Raw genomic sequence first — 18,566 nt, 5'->3', positions numbered from 1 at the left:
GTTATCCGCCCGGGCTTTTTTGTGCTCTGGATTCAACCCAGGAATGGATCTGGGCGTGCAGTTGGCTGCGTCCGGCCGGTATCAGTCCAAGGACTTTTATCCCGGGCTCAAGGAATGACTTCCCCATGCCGCTGGCCATGCCGGGCAGTTGAAAATCTTCCCGGGGATCGCGCCGGCTGTTGGCCGCATCCTCAGACGCCGCCTGCGTGAACACCTGAAGCAGGCCCGGGTGAAATATCTTTTTTCCAGTCACCGGGGCAATGGCTGAATCGCCGTAACGGTCTTTACTCTCAAAGCGCAACGCCCATCGATCACCCAAGGAGCAACAACATGTCCGGATGGTATGAGTTGAAGAAAAGCAGCAATGGTCAGTTCCGCTTCGTGCTCAAGGCGGCCAATGCCGAGATCATTCTCACCAGTGAGCTATACACCACGCGCGTTGCGGCAGAGAACGGGATTGCCTCGGTGCAGGCCAATAGTCCTCTGGAGGAGCGCTACGAGCGCAAGAGCGCCAAGGATGGCAAGCCCTATTTCAACCTGAAGGCGGCCAATCACCAGATCATCGGTAGCAGCGAAACCTATTCGGCGGACGCGGCCCGGGAGAAGGGCATTGCCAGCGTCAAGGCTAATGGTCCGACCCATAACATCAAGGACCTGACGTCGCTCTAGGTGTTGCTCCGCAGGCCGGCGAAAGCACCAAGCCCAAACGGCGTACAGCGTTCGGGCTTGGTGCTTTCAGCAGGGGATCAACTCAGTGTCTGTAACAGCTTCTGCAGTTGCTCGCGCCCGGCCTCCGCCAGGGGGAACACCGGCCGGCGCGGTTCGCCGGTGGCCAGCCCGGTGAGTGCCAGCCCCGCCTTGACCGTGGCTGGCAAACCGCCCTTGAGGATGAAGTCCAGCAGTGGCAACTGCTGGTAGAAGAGTGCCCGGGCACGCTGCAGATCGTTGGCCAGGACTGCTTGGTAGAGGTCGATATTGAGCTGTGGAATCAGGTTCGCCGCAGCTGTGCACCAGCCGCTGGCGCCGGCGGCGAACGCTTCCAGGGCCAGGGGGTTGCAGCCGTTGTAGAACGGCACCTGGCCTTCGCCCAGTTGCTGCAGCTTGTGCATGCGCTGGATATCCCCCGTGCTTTCCTTGACCAGGGTGACGTTCTCCACGCTGTGGAAAATCTTCAGGATCAACTCCACCGACATGTCGGTGCCGCTGGTGGCCGGGTTGTTGTAGAGCATGATCGGCACGCCGATGCTGGCGCCGATGGCCTGGTAGTGGGCGAGGATCTCGGCTTCGCTGAGTTTCCAGTAGGAGGCGGGCAGCACCATCACCACATCGGCGCCCTTGGCCTCGGCGAAACGGGCGCGGCGGATGGCCTTGGCGGTGGTCAGGTCGGAAACGCTGACGATGGTCGGCACGCGCCGGGCGACGTGGCGGATGCTGAATTCGCTGACCTGATCCCATTCGGCGTCGCTCAGGTAGGCGCCTTCGCCGGTGCTGCCCAGCGGCGCGATGGCGTGGACGCCGGCGTCGATCATGCGGTCGATGGAGCGCCCGAGGGCGTCCAGGTCCAGGCCTTCGCCGTGACTGCTGAACGGAGTGACGGTGTAGCCGATGATGCCGTGGATCTTGGGTGTGGACATGGGGTAACTCCTGCAAGGCATAAGAGGGGAGATCAGTTCAGGCAGTCGGCGTGTTGTTTGAGGTTTTGCCGAGCGTAGTAGTTGAAGGCGGCGCCGTGGCGCTTGGGCTTGGAGATCCAGTCGTGGGCTTCGCGGCCCAGCTCGGGGAGGATCGGCTTGATGCTGCCGGCGGCCATGGCCAACAGTTGCAGCTTGGCCGCGCGCTCGATCAGTTGGGCGATCACGCAGGCTTCCTCGATGCTCGCCCCGGTGGACAGCTGGCCGTGGTGGGAGAGCAGGATCGCGCGCTTGTCGCCCAGGGCCGCGGCGATGATTTCACCTTCTTCGTTGCCCACCGGCACCCCCGGCCAGGCTTCGAGAAAGGCGCAGTCCTCATACAATGGGCAGAGGTCCATGTGCGAGATCGTCAGCGGCACTTCGAGCATCGACAATGCGGCGACGTGGGTCGGGTGGGTATGGATGATGCAGTTCACGTCCGGCCGGGCGCGGTACACCCAGCTGTGGAAGCGGTTGGCCGGGTTGGGCATGCCGTGGCCTTCCAGGACTTCCAGGTCCTCGTTGACCAGCAGCAGGTTGCTGGCGCTGATTTCATCGAAACCCAGGCCCAGTTGCTGGGTGTAATAGGTGCCGGGCTGCGGGCCGCGGGCGGTGATCTGCCCGGCGAGGCCGGAGTCATGACCGTTCTCGAACAGAATGCGGCAGGTCAAGGCCAGCTTTTGCCGGTCGGTCCACGTATTATCCGCCAGGGTATTGTGCATCTGGGTCAGGGCTTGCTTGACCAGTTGGTCTTTGGGCAATGCTAATGTCTTGGCCATATCGGGGTCCTTTGAGAGGTGCAATGGACGTCGGGTCTGCGGCTCACCTGCTGCTTGCGAGGTCGTTGGGTGAACGCTGATGACACTAAAGAGGCTATATGACACATTGTGTCATTGGCAAGCGCCAATCGTTTCTTTCTAGATGGATTAACCGCTCTACATGTCTATCCGTTTGAAATTACTGAGAAAAAAACTGGGCGTGACCCTGGAGGCCCTGGCCGAAAAATCCGGGATGACCAAGAGTTACCTGTCGAAAGTCGAGCGTGGGTTGAACACCCCGTCGATTGCCGCGGCCTTGAAGCTGGCCAAGGCTCTGAACGTCAAGGTCGAGGAATTGTTCGCCGAGGACAGCATCAACCTCGATGGCTACAGCCTGGTGCGCAGCGACGAGCGCCAGTCACTGGCGGCCAACGACCAGACTCCGGGTTATGCGGTGCTGGCCCACCAGGTCAGCGAGCGCAACCTGCTGCCGTTCATCATCTACCCGGCCAGGGAGTTCAGTGACAAGACCTTCAAGGAGCACCTGGGGGAGGAGTTCCTGTTTGTCCATGAAGGCCAGGTGGAAGTGGATTTTGTCAACGAACGGGTGATTCTCAACCGGGGCGACGCGCTGCATTTCAATGCACAGAAACCCCACCGCATTCGTTCCCTGGGGGATCAGCAGGCGCAGTTGCTAGTGGTGGTGCACAGCAGCGAGGACTGAAGGCATTCATCTGCTGTAGGAGCCAGCCGGCGGTGGAGTCTTGTGTTGCTTCTGCGGCCGCCTTCGCTGGCAAGCCAGCTCCTACGCCAGTCGTGAGATCTGCGGGGCTGATCAGTGTTCCACGGGGACTGACAGGGCCGGGTTGCCCAGGGCGTGGGTCTTGGCATTGAAGAAACGCAGGCTCAGGTCCAGTCCTTCGAACAGCTTGCTGTAGTGGCGCTTCTGGTGCTGGATGAACGCCGCGCTGCGCGGAAAAATGGAGATCGCCAGGGTCTTCGCCGCCGACTGGCGGATCGCCTGGACCAGGTGGTTGTCCTGGGGCCCGAGGTTGTGCCCGAAGATGCACAAGGCACCGCTGTGGTCCAACAGTTGCTGGTAGCAGAACGACAGGTAATCCGAGCTGCGGATGGTCTTGAGTTTGTCCGCCAATGGCCCTTCGCTGACGAATAGCGGCACGTCGTCCAGGGTCTTGAGGGTGTTGTTGATGGCGAAGCTGCCCAGCAGGGTGCCTTCGGTGGAGGTCAGCTTGCGCGCGCTGCCGTCCAGGTTGCGCACCAGGTGCAGGCCTCCGTGCAGATAGAGAATGCGCGTTTGCACGGTGTTGTCGGCGCTCAGTTCGAAGGTCGGGTCAGCGCCCTGGAACAGGTCGCTGAGGCCTTCTGCATCCTGTTGCACCGCCCAGTAGTTGAGCAGGTCGTAGTTGCTGGTGAATACCGTGGGATAGCGCCGCAGTTCCTGGTTGATCGCTACCAGGCTTGGCTCCTGCACCAGGCGCCAAGGGATGTGCACCGCGTGCACGGTGTTGATCAGCGCTTCCTTGATCGCGTAGTAGCGATTGCGCGGTGCCGCCGAACTGACCGCCAGGGCCTTGTTGACCCGGCTAGTGGTTTTCAGGGCGCCGAGCACCTGTTCGAAGCTGCGGGTCTGCAAGGCCTCGAACACGCTGAGCTCGGATTGGCTGAGGGGTTTTTCTTCCACTGTGCGAGCATTTTCGAACAGCGAGTCGTAGGCAAAGTCTTCCCACACGGCGCGGCTGGCGCCATTGCCGATCAACAGGCCGGTGAATGGAATGCTTGCGCCCAGGGCGTTCCAGTCTTCAAGTTCGGCGTCAAATTCCTGGAAATCCATCATCGCGGTCATCGGTCTCAAGGCAGAAGGTATTCAGGGCGCCGACTTTATCACGACCGACCCTTGAGCCAGATCAAGATCGCCAGTGACCGATCGGTCGATCCTGTTTCACAAACATTGAATCGACACCGTGCAATCGGCATTCGCCTGGAGACCTCCTCATGAGCAGCACCTTTTTTATTCCGGCCGTCAACATCATGGGCACTGACTGTCTTGACGAGGCCATGAGCGCCATTCGCAATTATGCTTTTCGCAAGGCGCTGATCGTCACCGATGCCGGTCTGGCCAAGGCTGGAGTGGCCAGCATGATCGCCGAGAAGCTGGCCATGCAGGACATCGACTCGGTGATCTTCGACGGCGCCAAGCCCAATCCGAGCATCGCCAACGTCGAACAGGGGCTGGTGCAGTTGCAAGAGCACCGGTGTGACTTCGTCATCTCCCTGGGGGGTGGCTCGCCTCACGACTGCGCCAAGGGCATTGCCCTGTGCGCGACCAACGGCGGGCACATTCGTGATTACGAAGGGGTCGACCAGTCGGCCAAGCCGCAACTGCCGCTGGTCGCCATCAACACCACTGCCGGTACCGCCAGTGAGATGACCCGCTTCTGCATCATCACCGACGAGTCGCGCCACGTGAAAATGGCCATCGTCGACCGCAACGTCACGCCGCTGCTGTCGGTCAACGACCCGGCGCTGATGGTGGCAATGCCCAAGGCCCTGACGGCCGCTACCGGCATGGATGCCCTGACCCACGCCGTCGAGGCTTATGTCTCCACCGCGGCGAACCCGATCACTGACGCCTGCGCGTTGAAGGCCATCAGTATGATCAGCAGCAACCTGCGCCAGGCCGTGCACGATGGCAGCGACTTGCTGGCGCGGGAGAACATGGCCTATGCGCAGTTCCTTGCCGGCATGGCCTTCAACAACGCTTCCCTGGGATTCGTGCATGCCATGGCCCACCAACTGGGCGGTTTCTACGACCTGCCCCATGGTGTGTGCAACGCGGTGCTGCTGCCCCATGTGCAGAGCTTCAATGCCAGTGTCTGCGCCGAGCGCCTGACCGATGTGGCCCACGCCCTGGGAGCAGACATTCGTGGTTTCAGCCCGGAAGAGGGCGCCCAGTCCGCGATTGCCGCGATTCGCACGTTGGCCCGCGATGTGGAAATTCCTGGCGGTTTGCGTGAACTGGGCGCCAAGCTGCAGGACATTCCGCTGCTCGCGGCCAATGCCCTGAAAGATGCCTGCGGCCTGACCAACCCGCGTCCGGCGGAGCAGCGGCAGATCGAGGAGATCTTTCGCAACGCGTTCTAAAAAGGGCAGGGGGGCTGGGCTGCCTTCGCTGGCAAATCAGCTCCAAGGTTAAATGGCTCAAGCGTTTTCTGGGGGCAGGCGGCAAGAGTGGAACATTCGCAACACCGTGGCGCAGGACAGGCCATTCGTCTGGCTGGGGGGTGTTCCCAACCAAGGCCCATTCCGGCTAGGACTGCCGGCGTTGAAAGCCCTTGCGTAGGGGAGGATAGTGCGGCCTTGAATGACGCCGCACCTGTCTGTCACAAGGAACCGTGAATGATCCGTCCATCCTCGCTGATTGCCGCTCTGGGCAGCCTTGCGCTGCTGCTGGGCACTGCCTCGGCCCTCGGCCAATGCCTGCCGCCCCCGCGTAACGCGGACGTGCCGGGCTTTTCCCTGTGCAAGGACTGGCCGGCCTTTGCCGACCAGAGCATCAGCTTGCTGTCCGAACTGACGCCGGACTCTGGCAGCCCCGTAGCCTTCGCAGAAGGTACCTACAACCTGCAACTGGCAGTGTTGAACCGCACGACCGGGCAGACGCTGGCTTCCTATCAGCAGGCCCGGGCCTTTGTCTCCGATGCGTTCCGCCTGGAGAGTGTGACGCTCGATACCGGGCGCTTCCAGTTGGCGCCGCAGGTGCGGGCGTTCGGGGTCAGGGCCTCCTTCCAGGGTTCCTCGCGGGTCAATCCGCTGAATGAGGTGTGGCTCAGCCTCTACGTGCGCGAAGGCAGCCAGTTGCGTCCGGTGATGGAGAAGTTCCTGGCGTATTCCTACAGTGGCGAGTGGGATGGCCAGTGCGCCGGGGAGCGCAGCGAAACCACCCGCACCCTGGATATCGCCAAGACCCGCAGCCACGGCTATGCCGACCTGATCGTGCGTTCGGTGAGCATCGACACCCGCAGCGAAGGCCAGGGCGAGCAATGCCAGTCCCGTTCCGTGACCGCCAAACCGGTATTCACGACTCTGCATTACGACGGCCAGCGGTATGTGCTGCCCAATGGTTTCAGCGGTATCTGAAGGCGCCTTGATGAAGTCATTTGAACAAGGGGGCCATGCACTGCTGCTGTGCGCTTTGCTGGGTGTCGCTACGGCAGTGCAGGCGGAGTGTGACAGCAGCGTGGATATTCCCGGGGAGCTTCACGTTTGTAAATCCTGGCCAGCGGAGCCGGGGATGAGCATCAGTGCTCGGGCGATCCCGATGCCCGGGAATGACAGTGACGATACACGTAGCTACAGCCTGGATGTGGCGCTGCTGTATGACGACCCAGGCCTGGCCGTGGCCAGCAATTACCAGGAATCGGCACTGTTTTCCGATGCCGTGGCCCTGCAGGGGATGGAGATCGACACTGCACGCTACAGGTTGAATGAAGAGGTGCGGGCCTTTGGCCTGCGAGTCCTTTACCACCACGGCTCCAGCGCCATTCCCTATGAGAAGAGCGTGCTGACCTTGTACCAGCGCGATGGCAAGGAAATCCTGCCGCTGCTGGAGGGGCTGGTGATGGATGAAAGTTCTGGCGAGTTCGGCTGGGACGGCCAGTGCGGGGGGCATTCCCGGACCGTGCATCGGACCCTGGAGGTCGGTACTCGCCAGCGCCACGGTTATGCCGACCTGATTGTCCGCAGCCGGGAGCTCGGAGTCGATCATTTCCAGGGCCGGGATGGCTGTGAGAGTCGCGACCTGCCGCCCAAGCTCGGTGTGGTGACCCTGCACTATGATGGCCGGCGCTACCCGCTGGCCAAGTCCCCGTAAGGAGTGTGAAGCATGCTCACCGGCCTTAATCACCTGACCCTGGCGGTCAGTGACTTGCCGCGCAGCCTGGGGTTCTATCACTCACTGTTGCAGTTGCGCCTGGAAGCCAGTTGGGACGCCGGCGCCTACCTGTCCTTGCCTGGCTTGTGGCTGTGCCTGTCCCTGGATCCGCAGCGGGATGTGTCGGCGGCAGCCGACTACACCCATTATGCCTTCAGCCTCGTCGCTGCCGATTTTGCCCCTTTCGTCCAGCGCCTGCGCGACGCGGGAGTCCGGGAGTGGCGCGACAATCGCAGCGAAGGCGCCTCGTTCTATTTCCTCGACCCCGACGGGCATCAACTCGAGGCCCATGTCGGTGATTTGGCCTCGCGATTACTAGCCTGTCGCCAGCTTCCTTACCCGGGAATGCGCTTCTACCCAGACGATTGACGCTGTGCGTCGCGCTTTTCAGCTGACGAAAGCCGCTGGTGGCAAGGGGCCTTGATCGTGCAGAATCCGCGAGGTTGATCCTGTGCCTGGCGTTCCCGTGAGGTGCATCGTTCTGGAGTCTTGCTGATGACCTCATCGCTGTTGCTAGCCGTTATCGCCTCGGGTTTCATTTACGCGATTACCCCCGGACCTGGGGTGCTGGCGGTGTTCGGCATCGGCGCCTCCCGTGGACGACAGGCCGGCGCCGGGTTTCTCTGCGGGCATATGCTCGGGGATGTGCTCTGGTGCAGCACCGCGCTGATCGCCATCGTCGGCGCCCGGGAAATCGGCAGTGATGCGTTCAACATCCTGGGCGTGCTCAGTGGCCTGTACCTGTTCTGGCTGGGGCTGCGGGCGATCCGCAGCCGTGGTAGCAATGGCGATGCGCCCCAAGGGCCGGCGCGCAATCCGTTCTGGCATGGGATTGTCTTCGGCCTGACCAACCCCAAGGCTTATCCGGTGGCGGTGGCAACCTTCACTGCGCTGCTGTCCAGCCGTGCCGAGCTGCTCACCTGGTCGATGCTCCCTGGTCTGATTGCCCTGAGCTTCCTCGGCGGACTCGGTGCATACGCTATTCTCATCGGCATTGTCGGGGCACGTCAGGTTCGCGGTTGGTATCAGCGTCACGAACTGGCGATCACCCGGGTCTGCGGTGTGATGTTCATCGGTTTTGCGATCAATGCCCTGTTGCACGCGGTGCCGGGATTGATCGGCAACAAGGCATAACGCCGCTCGCGGATTGCGACGGCGTGCAGTCGGTGGGCACCACCGGCTGACCAGGCTCAAGGGATGGGTACTCAGTGCATTTTTCATGGGTAGTAGCTTTCTCTGATGGCAACCAACAACTCCGAGCCTCTGGCCAGCTTCATCGATCTGCTCCTGGACGCCGTGTGCGCGGTGGATGTCGAGGGTCGCTTTGTATTTGTCAGCGCTGCCTGCGAGCGGATCTTCGGTTATACCGCCGATGAACTGATCGGCCGCTCGATGATCGAGCTGGTGCACCCGGCCGACCGCGAGCGCACCCTGCAGGCCGCCCGGGAAATCATGGGCGGCGTGCCCAAGCCCAATTTCGAGAACCGCTACCTGCGCAAGGACGGGCGCGTGGCGCACATCCTCTGGTCGGCGCGCTGGTCGGAAGTGGACCAACTGCGCATCGCCGTGGCCCGGGACATTACCGAGCGCAAGCAAGCGGAATCGAAACAGGCGGCGCTGTATGCGATCTCCGAGGCGGCCCATGCCACGGAGGATCTGCTGGTGCTGTTCAAGCACGTGCATCGGATCATCGGCGAGTGGTTGCCGGCGCTCAATTGTTCCCTGGCGCTATATGACGAGCGCGCCGAGAGCTTGAGTTTTCCCTACCACGTCGATGACTGTGAACGCAGCCCGGAACTGCCCGGGACCCTGATCGGGCGTTTTTGCGCCCAGGTACTCTTGCGTGGCCAACCCTTGTTACTGGCGCCGGAATGCCCACTGACCCTGTCCCTTTGGCGCGAGTTTGCGGCTATCCAGGGCCCGCGCTGCTGGTTGGGGGTGCCGTTGAATGCGCAGAAGGGCACCATCGGCGTGCTGATGGTCAAGAGCGCGCCCGGCACCGAAGGCTACGGCGAGCAGGACCAGGAGCTGTTGCAGTACGTCAGCGCGCAACTGGCCGCGGCCATCGAACGCAAGCAACTGCACGCCCGGCTGCACTACATGGCCGAGTACGACCAACTGACTCATCTGCCCAACCGCGAACTGCTGCGCGAGCGGCTCAAGTCGGCCCTGGCCCTGGCCCTGGCCCGGGCCCGGCGCGAGTCGGGGCGCATGGCCTTGCTGTATGTCGACCTGGACAAGTTCAAGGAGGTCAACGACACCTGCGGGCATGCAGTGGGCGACATGCTGTTGCAGGCAGTGGCCAACCGCCTCAAGGGCTGCGTGCGAGAAACCGACACCGTGGCCCGCATCGGCGGCGATGAGTTCGTGATCCTGCTGGAGAACGTGCAGCACTCCGAAGATGCCCAGCGAGTGGCGGACAAGATCCGTCGCGCCTTGAACGAACCGCTACGCCTGGACGGCCATTCGTTGAGCATTTTGTCGAGCATCGGCATTGGCTTGTACCCCGAGCATGGCCTGGAAGAAAAACAGCTGTTCAAGCATGCCGATGAGGCGATGTACGCAGTCAAGCGAGCGCATAAAAGCCGTTCCAGAGCTTGAGCGGACAGTGCTTGTGCGGATGTTGTGAGGCCCGCTTCGGGCGTTTTTTTCACTCGCCGTTCGTCGTTCGGGCGAGTTTTTTCTAAACCTTTGTCGTTCTGGCTTTTCCCAATGCAGGCGGGGGCTGTGGCTCCCGCCGGATTCATTTGCAACAGGAGAGCCACATCATGAACACCATGGCCACTGTCATGCGCAGCGCCGGCCTGGCGCTGCTGCTGGGGCTTGGTGCGACCAGCGCCCTGGCCCAGTCCCCCAGCGCTTTTATCGACGATGCCTCGGCCAAGGGCATGGCCGATATCGAAGCCAGCCGGCTGGCGCACCGGCAGACCTCATCCAGGGCGGTCAAGGAATACGCCATCCAGGTGATCAATGATCGCACCACGGCCAATCAACACCTGGCGAAAATCGCCCGGCAACTGGACCTGCCAGTGGCGTCCCGGGAGCAGATGATGGACCAGGCCAAGCGCCTGATACCGCCAGTGCCCGAGGGCGAGGATTTCGACCGTGCCTACGCCGCGAGCCAGGTCCAGGCCACCGAAGAGGCGATCCGGCAGATCCAGGAGCAGGCACAAGCCAGCGAGGTACCGGAGCTCAAGGCCTTTGCCGAGGAAACCCTGCCCAAGCTGGAAAACCACCTGCAGATAGCCAGGGCCCTGCAGGCCGGCCGCCAGCCCGCGCGCCAGGACGGTTGAGTCGCCGCAGGCTTTGCCCTTGGGCGCGCGGTGCTGTGTGTGAACGCTTCAACATTGATTGAGGTTGGTCTTGAGCGAGTGCTCGCGGGCCCAAGCCGACGGACCCGAAGCGTTGCTGCCTTGACCGATCGCACGGTACTCGCTGCACAGTTTTTCCAGCTGCATGAGGTCCTGCCCATCCAGGCTGAGTGTCGCGTTGTGAGTATCCTGGGTGGCCCGCAGCAACTCGTCGATCTTGATGTGCAGGACGTCAGTGACGCGGTTCTGGCTGTTCTGGATCAGGAACACCATCAGGAAGGTGATGATGGTGGTGGACGTGTTGATGATCAGTTGCCTTGGGGGTTCTGACGGCTATTGATGCAACCTTGATTTCTTCGTTTGCCTCCAGCAATCGGATGGAGACGTGTGCAGGAGTTGATGGGGCGTCTTTCTTTGTGACGGTTTGTGGCTAGTATCAATGGCGTTCAAAGTGCCAGCACGCTAATTCACGGATCGGAATCAGTCAGAGGTCTCCCATGGAATTTCTCGAAAAGTTAACCAGTCTTGCAGCCAAGTTGCGTTTGCAAGGCGTGGCTATTCAAACTGAAGAGGCAACGAAAAATGCGTTCGTCATGCCCTTTATCAGCACGGTTCTAGGGTATGACGTGTTCGACCCCATGGAAGTGACCCCCGAATTCGTCTGCGATGTCGGGACCAAGAAGGGCGAAAAGATTGATTACGCGATCATCAAGGATGGTGAGGTACAGATGCTGATTGAGTGCAAGAAGATCGGTGAGCCCTTGCATATCAATCATGCCTCTCAGTTGTTTCGTTACTTTCATGTCACCAGTGCACGTATTTCCATCCTCACCAATGGTCAGGTCTACAAGTTCTTCACTGACCTGGATGCACCGAACAAGATGGATGAGAAACCTTTCCTGGAACTTGATCTGCTGGATATCGACGAGTACTCCGTACCTGAATTGGTCAAGCTGACCAAGTCGGCCTTCGACGTTGATTCGATTCTCAGTGCGGCAGGGGAGTTGAAGTATGTCAGTCAGATCAAGAAAGTCATTGCCTCCCAGGTCAGCAAGCCTGATGACGATTTTGTTAAGGTCTTTGCGTCGCGGGTTTATGACGGTGTGATCACGCAGAAGGTCCGGGAGCAGTTTTATGAGTTGACGCGCAAAGCCATCGGACAGTTTCTCAATGACCAGATCAATGACCGTCTCAAGTCGGCAATGAGTGGTGCCAACCAGATGGTCACTCCTATGCATTCAGAGCCGATCAATGATGCGCTGGAGGCCGATCGCTCGGATGAGAAGATCTTCACGACGTTGGAGGAACTCGAGGGGTATCACATCGTACGGGCGGTGGTTCGTTCGATGGTTGATGCCAAGCGTATTGTTCAACGCGACACCCAGAGCTACTTCGGCATATTGCTCGATGACAACAATCGCAAGCCCATTTGCCGTTTGCATTTCAATCGAGCGCAGAAATACATCGGTATTTTTGATCAGGATAAAGTCGAGACTCGTCACCCGATCAGTTCTGTCGACGAGATCTACGAGTATTCGGACCACTTGAAGAAGACCGTGGGTTATTACGAATAGACGATCCAGTGGTAGCGAAAAGCGCTATCGCCGCCACTGCGACGAGAAACACACTCCTCCTGGGTGGAGTCGCCGCCACAATGGCAGCTACTCCATTCCAACCATCAAGTCGCGTGTTCAAGGCTTTCGCCCGTTGCGGCGAGCCACCGCGCTTACACCTGAAAACACTTCTTCGCAGAATAAAACAGCAAGCGGCTGGAACCCTGGGGGCTCCGAGCTTAACGTGACCCGGGTCGGGTGGCGCATGGGGCGCCGCGAGGCTCAAGGAGGCTGCAGGTGACGGATTCAGCCAATGCTGCGGTGATCGATCTGTATCACCAGGCAGAAGATTATTTCTTCGTGTCCATCTCCCAGTTCTATCGACGTTTTGGTGCCGAACTCAGTGCCTATTGCACTGGGGTCGAGGCCAGTAGCCTGAATCTGTTGATGATGAAGGGCTACAGCACCGACAGTGCGCTGCAGTTGGCCGCAGGCGTGGCCTTTGTGCAGCGCACCGGCATGCCGTTCTGTGTGGTGGTGCCAGACACCCAAGTGCCGCAGGTGTGCGAGCAGTTGCAACAGCAGCAACTGTTGCCGGCGGACAAGACCACTTGCATGGTCCTCGATCTGGCGACCTATGAGCCCCGGGAACTGCCGCTGCAACTGGCGGATATCCGTTGCACCGACGAGCGCCTGGAGGATTGGGCGCAGCCCGTGGCAAGCGCATTCGAGTCGCAAGGTGCGGCGATCGAGCAGTACCTGGCGCGGCATCGGGCGGCGTTGCTGGCCGGCAGGGCCTTGCGCCATTTCACCCTGTATGTGGAGCAGCGTCCGGTGAGTGCCCTGACCTTGTCCCTGGGGCCGGGAGTGGCGCGACTGGATGACATCGGCACTCTGCAGGAGTGCCAGGGGCGCGGCTATGCCACGGCGCTGATCCATTCGGTGTTGAGGTTCGCCCAGGCGCAGGGCGCGAGAACCTGTGTGCTCGAAGCTTCCTTCGATGGCCTGTCGATCTACCGCAAGGCCGGCTTCAATCGCCTGTTCGACTACCGCACTTTTTGCCAGCAATGATGCGCCGCTAGCGTGTGGCGTTCTGGCGGAACTGGCGCGGGCTGAGTCCGGTCAGTGCCTTGAACTGCCGGCTGAAGGCGCTGTGGTCGGTATAGCCGCATTGCAGTGCCACTTCGGTGATCGGCTCGTCGGTCACCAGCAAGCGCGAGGCCTGTTCCAGGCGCGCCTTGTGGATCATCTGCCGGGGCGTCAGGTGGAAGATCCGCTTGCAGTAGCGCTCCAGTTGGGCGGTGGACAGGTTGGCGATGCGGGTCAGGTCCTCCAGGCGAATCGCTTCGCTGTAGTGCTCGCGGATGTGCTGGTCCACCGCCGCCAGGCGTTCATAGGCCGGATGGGTGTCCTGGGGGGCCTGCAGGTCGAGGGAGATACCGGCCATGCCGATGATCTGCCCGTCACGTCCGTGCAATGGCAATTTGTGGGTCAGGCACCAGCCGGGTTCGCGACTGCCGTACAGGTGCAGCTCCAATTGGCCCTTGATGGTGATGCCCTGGCATAGCACGCGCTGATCCTGCTCGGTGTAGACCGGGCCGAGCACCGCCGGGAAGACTTCGGCGGAGGTCTTGCCCAGCAGCGGCCGGATGCTCTTGAAACCACAGCGCTGGGCCAGGGTCAGGTTGGCAATCAGGTAGCGTGCCTGCAGGTCCTTGATGAAGAACACGGCGTTGGGGATGCAGTCCAGCAGCGGTGTGAGTGGAGCTATGTTGGCCAGCAGGCTGTTGATGTCCCGGGGAGCGTGGGCGGCGATGGCCCCGGGCAAGCGGTGGAGCTGTGCGCTATCGATCATCGTCGCCTCTCTGTGGGGCTGGGGGATGGATCAGTGTCGAAACAGTTGGCAGTTGTGTTTCCGGGGCCGGGCCCAGTGCGCCAGCCCGGCGCTGGCTGGTCGTCAGCTTTCAGGCTGTTGCGGTGTGCTGTCGAGCATCAGGGGCGCGCCAGCCTTGGCAGGCCACCCATGTCGCGACGGCTCTGCAACCTGGCCGTTGGCCAGTCGGGCGCAGCCGCTACGGCGGCCTAAGGGACATCCTCGCAACGACACAGCAGAGTATCAGTTCGGGCCAGTTTGAGAATCTCCGCTTGCAGCTCGAGGCTATCGCGCAGTTGCTCGGCAAAGCGCTGCCAGTGGTGGCGCGAGTGGATCAGCGCGGCGGCCCGGTCCAGCTGGCCGCTGGCGACACAGCCGGCGATCTCGCCTTCGAGCAAGGCCAGCTCGCTGCCGCCGATGCCGGTGCATTCGTCCGCGACAAAGACCCGGTACAGGGTATGGCAGGCCAACTGGTGGCGACCGTCGCTGGTCATGCGGCATTCCTGGTAGATGCCCCTGCCGCAGAGCGGCGTTCTCGGGCGACCGCTGCGGGAGGTGAGGGTGCGCGGGTCGCCATGGCTACGGCGACACTGAGGCCGCTGGTCACTTCCCATGCTTGCTGGTCCAGGCAGATGATCACCAGGGGCTCCAGCCAGGGTGGCGAAGCGTGCGGGCGAGTGTGCCGATTTCGTCTCTTTATGGGGGAAAAGCCTCAAGCTGCGGCGGGGATAAAAGGCGACCCTTGGTGTACTCGGCCAAGCCCCAAGAGGCCGCCGCAGATTTTCGCGCCAAGGCCTTGGCCACTCGCCCAAGCCTGCCGAAGGTCGGCCTATAAGGCGATTTCGGAACAGCACAATCGCACTGCCCAGGCAGCAGTGCTGCAAGCGTCGAAAGGCCTCGCCGACGTGATATTCAATTTTTCCAGGGGGTAGCGGGTGCTGCCGCCAGCGTACCCAAGCCGCCTTTCCCTGACCTTACCGTCATTCCCCCGAAACTCTCCCGCAGGAGCGTTACCCAACAGCCATAAAGGTCTCATCATGTCTGAATACATCACCCTGTCACTGGACGAAGTCCGCAGCCTTTCGTTCCAGGTCCTTACCCGGCACGGCTTGTCCGAAGCCCACAGCCAGGCAATTGCCGATGTCATCACCCAGGGACAGCGTGACGAGTGTCACTCCCACGGTGTGTACCGCCTGTTGGGCTGCGTGCGCTCGGTGCGCGAAGGCAAGATCGATCCGCGGGCCGAGCCCAGCCTGCGCCACATTTCCCCGGGCGTGCTCGAAGTGGACGCTCACTACGGCTACTCCTTGCTGGGCTTTCACACCGGTTTGCCGATCCTGCTGGAGAAGGCGCGCAGCCAGGGGATCGCCGCCATGGTGATCAAGCGCTGCTTCCATTTTTCTGCCCTGTGGCCAGAGGTCGAGGCAATTGCCGCCGCCGGCCTGGTGGGCCTGGCGATGAACCCCAGTCACAGTTGGGTGGCTCCGGCCGGGGGACGCCACCCGGTATTCGGCACCAACCCCCTGGCCTTTGCCTGGCCACGACCGGCGGGCAACCCTTTTGTCTTCGACTTCGCTACCAGCGCCATTGCCCGCGGTGATATCGAACTGCATGCGCGCCAGGGCAAGCCGATTCCCAGCCACTGGGCCATTGATGCAGAGGGGCTGCCCACCACCGACGCCAAGGCGGCCTTGCAAGGGGCGATGCAGACCTTTGGCGGGCACAAAGGCTCGGCCCTGGCGGCGATGATCGAGTTGTTGGCCGGGGCCTTGATCGGTGACCTGACCAGCGCTGAATCCATGGCCTTCGATGAGGGTGTCGGGGCCACGCCTTGTCATGGCGAGCTGGTGCTGGCCTTCGATCCCAAGGTGTTCCTCGGGGAGGCCTATCAAGAGGGACTGCAACGGGCGGAGAGATTGTTCGAGGGCATTGCCCGGCAAGGGGCGCGGCTGCCGTCCCAGCGGCGTTTTGAAGCGCGGGAGCGGAGCCTGGAGCACGGGGTGCAGATATCCCGGGAGTTGCTGGAGGAAATTCGCGGGTTGCTCTAGCCGGAGTCCTTCGCTGGTAAACCGACGCCTGCAGGTGGCTGCAGGCGCCTGCTCCAGGCGAAGGGATCAAGGCCTCAGAAACGCACGTTGGCCGCCAGCTCTGCGGAGCGTCCCGGGGCGACTATGGCGAACATCCCTACGTGGGAAGCGTCGTAGTAGGTTTCGTCGGTGAGGTTGAGCACGTTGAGCTGCAGGTCCAGGTTCTTGTTCACCCGATAGGCCAGCATCGCGTCGTAGCGCCAGTAGGCATCGAGGCTGCGGGTGTTCTCATCGTTGGTGTAGCGCTTGTCCACGTAGTTGGCCCCGGCGCCGACTTTCCAGCGGTCGGTGAGCATGTAGGTGGTCCACACCGAGCCGCTGTTGGGAGCAATGAACTTGGCTTGCTTGCCGTTGTAGTTGGTGTCTTTTCCCGAGGCGTATTTGACCGTCTTCGCATCCAGGTAGGTGTATCCCGCCATCACTTCCCATTGGTCGGTGAGGTGGCCGGTGGCTCCCACTTCAAACCCTTTCACTTCGACGTCGCCGTCCAGGGTCACTTCATTGCTGAGTGGGTCGTAGGTACGGGCGTTGGTCTTTTCGGTCTTGAATACGGCGGCGGTCAGGGACAGGCGCTCGTTGAGCAGATCCCATTTGGTGCCCAGTTCGATGCTACGGCTCTTTTCCGGATCCAGATTATTCAATCTTCCGCCTGCTGCGCCATCGGCGCCACCCGATTGCCCGGCGGTTTCCCCGGACGGGTTGAAGGAGGTGCCGTAGGACAGGTAGATGCTGCCGTAGGGCAGGGGCTTGAAGACGATGCCGCTCTGGTAGGTCCAGATATTGTTGCGGTTGCTCTGGGCCGCATCACGCACGTGGTAGTTGTCGAAGCGCGCCCCCAGGTTCAGGTCCCATTGCTCGTGCAGGGCCAGGGTATCCATGACATAGAGCGCGCGGTTGTTGTGCTTGGTGACGTCATGCTGGCCATTGCCACGCGCCACCGGGGCATATGTATCACGAGGATTGGGGTCGTACAGGTTTCCCGAGTCCGAGCCTTTGGGTGCGTAGCGACTCTTGACGTCGATCCGCTCGCGGGAGAACTCCAGGCCGGCGCTGTAGCTGTGGCCGATGGAACCGGTGTCGAACTTGCCGAAGATGTCGGTCTGGTTGATCAACGAGGTGTTGACCACATTGCGCCCTCGCGCCGGGCCCCGCAGTACCACATTGTTCAGTTCGTTCTGCACGCTTGCCGCAGTCGTGGCGCCAAGGGTAGGCCGGCTCATGATGTAGTCCTGCATGCTGCGTCCCTGTCGGGTGGTGTTGCGCAGGGTCAGGTGCTCATTGAAATCATGCTCCAGCTGCAGGGTCGCCAGATCTGCCGAGGTCTTGCGGAAGTCGCGTTTGCTGAAGCCATAGAAATTGTCACGATCGACCTTGACCGGCTTGCCGCTGATCGCCGATACCGGAACACCCTGGTCAGGGATGTCGTCACTCTGCATGTGGTAGTAGCTGAGGGTGCCTCGGGTGTCGGTGTTCAGGCCGAAGGAGAAACTCGGTGCCAGGCCCCAGCGGGTGACCTCGACCTCGTCCCGGCCCGGGGTATCGGCCTCATGCTTCATGGCGTTCAGGCGTAGGGCCATGTTCTGCTCGGGCAGGTACTGGTTGAGGTCCAGGGTGGTGCGGCGCAACTGGTCGGTGCCCAGGCTCAAGCTGCCGGCCGCGTAGCTTTCCTTTTGTGGCACCTTGCTGACCAGGTTGATGCTGCCACCGGTGGAGCCGCGGCCTGAATAGGCCGAGCCAGGGCCCTTGACGATCTCGATCTGCTCGACGTTGAAGGCTTCGTGAGTCATGCGGCCGACGTCGCGGATGCCGTCGATCATGATGTCGGTGCTGGCTTCGAAGCCGCGAATGAACGGTCGGTCTCCCAGCGGCGTACCGCCTTCCCCGGCGCCAAAGGTGATGCCCGGGGTGGTGCGCAAGGCGTCAGCCAGGGTCGAAACCGCGCGTTCCTGCATCAGCGATTCAGTGATGATGGTCACCGACTTTGGTGTTTCCCGCAGCGGCGCAGTGAACTTCACCGAGTCCGAGGTCTCGCGCTTGTAGCCAGGTTTGTGTTCACCCTGAACCTGGGTGGGGGCGAGGGTGACCGGTGTGGCCTCGGGAGGGCGTTCGGTGTTTTCAGATGAGGCTCCCAGGCTGGCTTCGCTGAAGGCCATCAGACCGAGAGAGGTGGACCACAACTTCCAGGATTGTGGGCGGGCGGGATTGGACATTGAGATAGAACCTCCGTTTTATTTGGAATGGATTCTCATCTGTGAATAAATATCATTCAATCAGATATGTCTGAACAATCGTGTCGAAAAGTGTATGCGCGGCTGTATACCGGTCAGCTGGACTTGGCGATGTACTCCTTGAGTGAAAACCGT

Annotated in this window: 19 protein-coding genes and 1 pseudogene; 12 read left to right on the top strand and 8 right to left on the bottom strand. The window is 61.4% G+C overall.

What is annotated here, in order from left to right; genetic code table 11:
* Nucleotide 1: 1 nt before the first annotated feature.
* The gene (locus GV819_RS19530; protein ID WP_161757682.1) at nucleotides 2-319 is read right to left on the bottom strand and encodes a hypothetical protein; all 318 of its coding nucleotides are present in this window, start codon (nucleotides 317-319) and stop codon (nucleotides 2-4) included.
* Nucleotides 320-330: 11 nt separating this feature from the next.
* Between GV819_RS19530 and GV819_RS19525 the strand changes: the two genes are divergently transcribed.
* Entirely contained in the window at nucleotides 331-669 is a 339-nt protein-coding gene (locus tag GV819_RS19525) for a YegP family protein (protein WP_161757681.1), read from the top strand.
* A gap of 77 nt (nucleotides 670-746) precedes the next feature.
* Here GV819_RS19525 and GV819_RS19520 read toward each other — a convergent pair whose 3' ends face one another.
* Both GV819_RS19520 and GV819_RS19515 read right to left on the bottom strand, forming a co-directional pair.
* A complete protein-coding gene (locus GV819_RS19520) occupies nucleotides 747-1,634 on the bottom strand; it encodes a dihydrodipicolinate synthase family protein (protein WP_161757680.1) in 888 nt (295 codons plus the stop codon).
* Between the two features lie 32 nt (nucleotides 1,635-1,666).
* On the bottom strand, nucleotides 1,667-2,449 hold the full coding sequence (locus tag GV819_RS19515) for an aldolase (protein ID WP_161757679.1): 783 nt from the start codon (nucleotides 2,447-2,449) through the stop codon (nucleotides 1,667-1,669).
* Nucleotides 2,450-2,609: 160 nt separating this feature from the next.
* Here GV819_RS19515 and GV819_RS19510 point away from each other — a divergent pair, with 160 nt between their 5' ends.
* The gene (locus GV819_RS19510) at nucleotides 2,610-3,152 is read left to right on the top strand and encodes a helix-turn-helix domain-containing protein (protein ID WP_161757678.1); all 543 of its coding nucleotides are present in this window, start codon (nucleotides 2,610-2,612) and stop codon (nucleotides 3,150-3,152) included.
* 111 nt (nucleotides 3,153-3,263) lie between these two features.
* Here the strand turns inward: GV819_RS19510 and GV819_RS19505 are convergent, their stop codons facing one another.
* Nucleotides 3,264-4,283 carry a DUF4917 family protein gene (locus GV819_RS19505; protein WP_161757740.1) on the bottom strand — a complete coding sequence of 340 codons (1,020 nt, stop codon included), beginning with the start codon at nucleotides 4,281-4,283 and terminating at the stop codon, nucleotides 3,264-3,266.
* Nucleotides 4,284-4,441: 158 nt separating this feature from the next.
* On the opposite strand from GV819_RS19505, the gene yiaY reads away from it, so the two are divergent.
* The 7 genes from yiaY (at nucleotide 4,442) to GV819_RS19470 (ending at nucleotide 10,672) form a co-directional block, all read left to right on the top strand.
* Nucleotides 4,442-5,590: an L-threonine dehydrogenase gene (gene yiaY, locus GV819_RS19500; protein ID WP_161757677.1), complete on the top strand. Its 1,149-nt coding sequence runs from the start codon at nucleotides 4,442-4,444 to the stop codon at nucleotides 5,588-5,590.
* Nucleotides 5,591-5,845: 255 nt separating this feature from the next.
* The gene (locus tag GV819_RS19495; RefSeq protein WP_161757676.1) at nucleotides 5,846-6,586 is read left to right on the top strand and encodes a hypothetical protein; all 741 of its coding nucleotides are present in this window, start codon (nucleotides 5,846-5,848) and stop codon (nucleotides 6,584-6,586) included.
* A 10-nt stretch (nucleotides 6,587-6,596) separates the two neighbouring features.
* Nucleotides 6,597-7,319, top strand: coding sequence for a hypothetical protein (locus tag GV819_RS19490; RefSeq protein ID WP_161757675.1), 723 nt, complete (start codon nucleotides 6,597-6,599; stop codon nucleotides 7,317-7,319).
* Nucleotides 7,320-7,331: 12 nt separating this feature from the next.
* Nucleotides 7,332-7,748, top strand: coding sequence for a fosfomycin resistance glutathione transferase (gene fos, locus GV819_RS19485; protein ID WP_161757674.1), 417 nt, complete (start codon nucleotides 7,332-7,334; stop codon nucleotides 7,746-7,748).
* A gap of 126 nt (nucleotides 7,749-7,874) precedes the next feature.
* Nucleotides 7,875-8,513 carry a LysE family translocator gene (locus tag GV819_RS19480; RefSeq protein WP_161757673.1) on the top strand — a complete coding sequence of 213 codons (639 nt, stop codon included), beginning with the start codon at nucleotides 7,875-7,877 and terminating at the stop codon, nucleotides 8,511-8,513.
* Nucleotides 8,514-8,618: 105 nt separating this feature from the next.
* Nucleotides 8,619-9,980, top strand: coding sequence for a diguanylate cyclase domain-containing protein (locus GV819_RS19475; protein WP_161757672.1), 1,362 nt, complete (start codon nucleotides 8,619-8,621; stop codon nucleotides 9,978-9,980).
* 167 nt (nucleotides 9,981-10,147) lie between these two features.
* Nucleotides 10,148-10,672, top strand: coding sequence for a DUF4142 domain-containing protein (locus GV819_RS19470; protein WP_161757671.1), 525 nt, complete (start codon nucleotides 10,148-10,150; stop codon nucleotides 10,670-10,672).
* Nucleotides 10,673-10,720: 48 nt separating this feature from the next.
* Here GV819_RS19470 and GV819_RS19465 read toward each other — a convergent pair.
* A pseudogene (locus GV819_RS19465) lies at nucleotides 10,721-11,005 on the bottom strand (low affinity iron permease family protein); the annotation flags it as partial.
* Between the two features lie 182 nt (nucleotides 11,006-11,187).
* On the opposite strand from GV819_RS19465, the gene GV819_RS19460 reads away from it, so the two are divergent.
* Together GV819_RS19460 and GV819_RS19455 are read left to right on the top strand one after the other, a co-directional pair.
* Complete coding sequence (locus tag GV819_RS19460) at nucleotides 11,188-12,264, top strand: type I restriction endonuclease (protein WP_161757669.1); 1,077 nt, start codon at nucleotides 11,188-11,190, stop codon at nucleotides 12,262-12,264.
* Between the two features lie 276 nt (nucleotides 12,265-12,540).
* Complete coding sequence (locus GV819_RS19455; protein WP_161757668.1) at nucleotides 12,541-13,314, top strand: GNAT family N-acetyltransferase; 774 nt, start codon at nucleotides 12,541-12,543, stop codon at nucleotides 13,312-13,314.
* Between the two features lie 7 nt (nucleotides 13,315-13,321).
* On the opposite strand, the gene GV819_RS19450 is transcribed toward GV819_RS19455, so the two are convergent.
* Both GV819_RS19450 and GV819_RS33835 read right to left on the bottom strand, forming a co-directional pair.
* A complete protein-coding gene (locus tag GV819_RS19450) occupies nucleotides 13,322-14,098 on the bottom strand; it encodes an AraC family transcriptional regulator (protein WP_161757667.1) in 777 nt (258 codons plus the stop codon).
* Nucleotides 14,099-14,325: 227 nt separating this feature from the next.
* Nucleotides 14,326-14,610 carry a hypothetical protein gene (locus GV819_RS33835; protein ID WP_434738437.1) on the bottom strand — a complete coding sequence of 95 codons (285 nt, stop codon included), beginning with the start codon at nucleotides 14,608-14,610 and terminating at the stop codon, nucleotides 14,326-14,328.
* Between the two features lie 543 nt (nucleotides 14,611-15,153).
* On the opposite strand from GV819_RS33835, the gene GV819_RS19440 reads away from it, so the two are divergent.
* Complete coding sequence (locus GV819_RS19440; RefSeq protein ID WP_161757666.1) at nucleotides 15,154-16,164, top strand: Ldh family oxidoreductase; 1,011 nt, start codon at nucleotides 15,154-15,156, stop codon at nucleotides 16,162-16,164.
* 74 nt (nucleotides 16,165-16,238) lie between these two features.
* Here GV819_RS19440 and GV819_RS19435 read toward each other — a convergent pair whose 3' ends face one another.
* Nucleotides 16,239-18,413 (bottom strand): TonB-dependent receptor, encoded by a 2,175-nt coding sequence (locus GV819_RS19435; protein WP_161757665.1) that lies wholly within the window; start codon nucleotides 18,411-18,413, stop codon nucleotides 16,239-16,241.
* Nucleotides 18,414-18,566 lie beyond the last annotated feature (153 nt).

The sequence above is a fragment of the Pseudomonas sp. Fl5BN2 genome (genome assembly GCF_009908205.1).
GTDB lineage: Bacteria > Pseudomonadota > Gammaproteobacteria > Pseudomonadales > Pseudomonadaceae > Aquipseudomonas.
The sequence above is the reverse complement of the archived record's forward strand: the minus strand, read 5'-3'. Positions and strand labels throughout refer to the sequence as shown.

Coding starts and splice junctions, on each gene's coding strand:
- GV819_RS19480 (WP_161757673.1), top strand. CDS start 7,875: ATGACCTCATCGCTGTTGCTAGCCGTTATCGCCTCGGGTTTCATTTAC.
- yiaY (WP_161757677.1), top strand. CDS start 4,442: ATGAGCAGCACCTTTTTTATTCCGGCCGTCAACATCATGGGCACTGAC.
- GV819_RS19470 (WP_161757671.1), top strand. CDS start 10,148: ATGAACACCATGGCCACTGTCATGCGCAGCGCCGGCCTGGCGCTGCTG.
- GV819_RS19510 (WP_161757678.1), top strand. CDS start 2,610: ATGTCTATCCGTTTGAAATTACTGAGAAAAAAACTGGGCGTGACCCTG.
- GV819_RS19505 (WP_161757740.1), bottom strand. CDS start 4,283: ATGATGGATTTCCAGGAATTTGACGCCGAACTTGAAGACTGGAACGCC.
- GV819_RS19440 (WP_161757666.1), top strand. CDS start 15,154: ATGTCTGAATACATCACCCTGTCACTGGACGAAGTCCGCAGCCTTTCG.
- GV819_RS33835 (WP_434738437.1), bottom strand. CDS start 14,610: ATGACCAGCGACGGTCGCCACCAGTTGGCCTGCCATACCCTGTACCGG.
- GV819_RS19490 (WP_161757675.1), top strand. CDS start 6,597: ATGAAGTCATTTGAACAAGGGGGCCATGCACTGCTGCTGTGCGCTTTG.
- GV819_RS19515 (WP_161757679.1), bottom strand. CDS start 2,449: ATGGCCAAGACATTAGCATTGCCCAAAGACCAACTGGTCAAGCAAGCC.
- GV819_RS19525 (WP_161757681.1), top strand. CDS start 331: ATGTCCGGATGGTATGAGTTGAAGAAAAGCAGCAATGGTCAGTTCCGC.
- GV819_RS19475 (WP_161757672.1), top strand. CDS start 8,619: ATGGCAACCAACAACTCCGAGCCTCTGGCCAGCTTCATCGATCTGCTC.
- GV819_RS19495 (WP_161757676.1), top strand. CDS start 5,846: ATGATCCGTCCATCCTCGCTGATTGCCGCTCTGGGCAGCCTTGCGCTG.
- GV819_RS19450 (WP_161757667.1), bottom strand. CDS start 14,098: ATGATCGATAGCGCACAGCTCCACCGCTTGCCCGGGGCCATCGCCGCC.
- GV819_RS19460 (WP_161757669.1), top strand. CDS start 11,188: ATGGAATTTCTCGAAAAGTTAACCAGTCTTGCAGCCAAGTTGCGTTTG.
- GV819_RS19520 (WP_161757680.1), bottom strand. CDS start 1,634: ATGTCCACACCCAAGATCCACGGCATCATCGGCTACACCGTCACTCCG.
- GV819_RS19435 (WP_161757665.1), bottom strand. CDS start 18,413: ATGTCCAATCCCGCCCGCCCACAATCCTGGAAGTTGTGGTCCACCTCT.
- fos (WP_161757674.1), top strand. CDS start 7,332: ATGCTCACCGGCCTTAATCACCTGACCCTGGCGGTCAGTGACTTGCCG.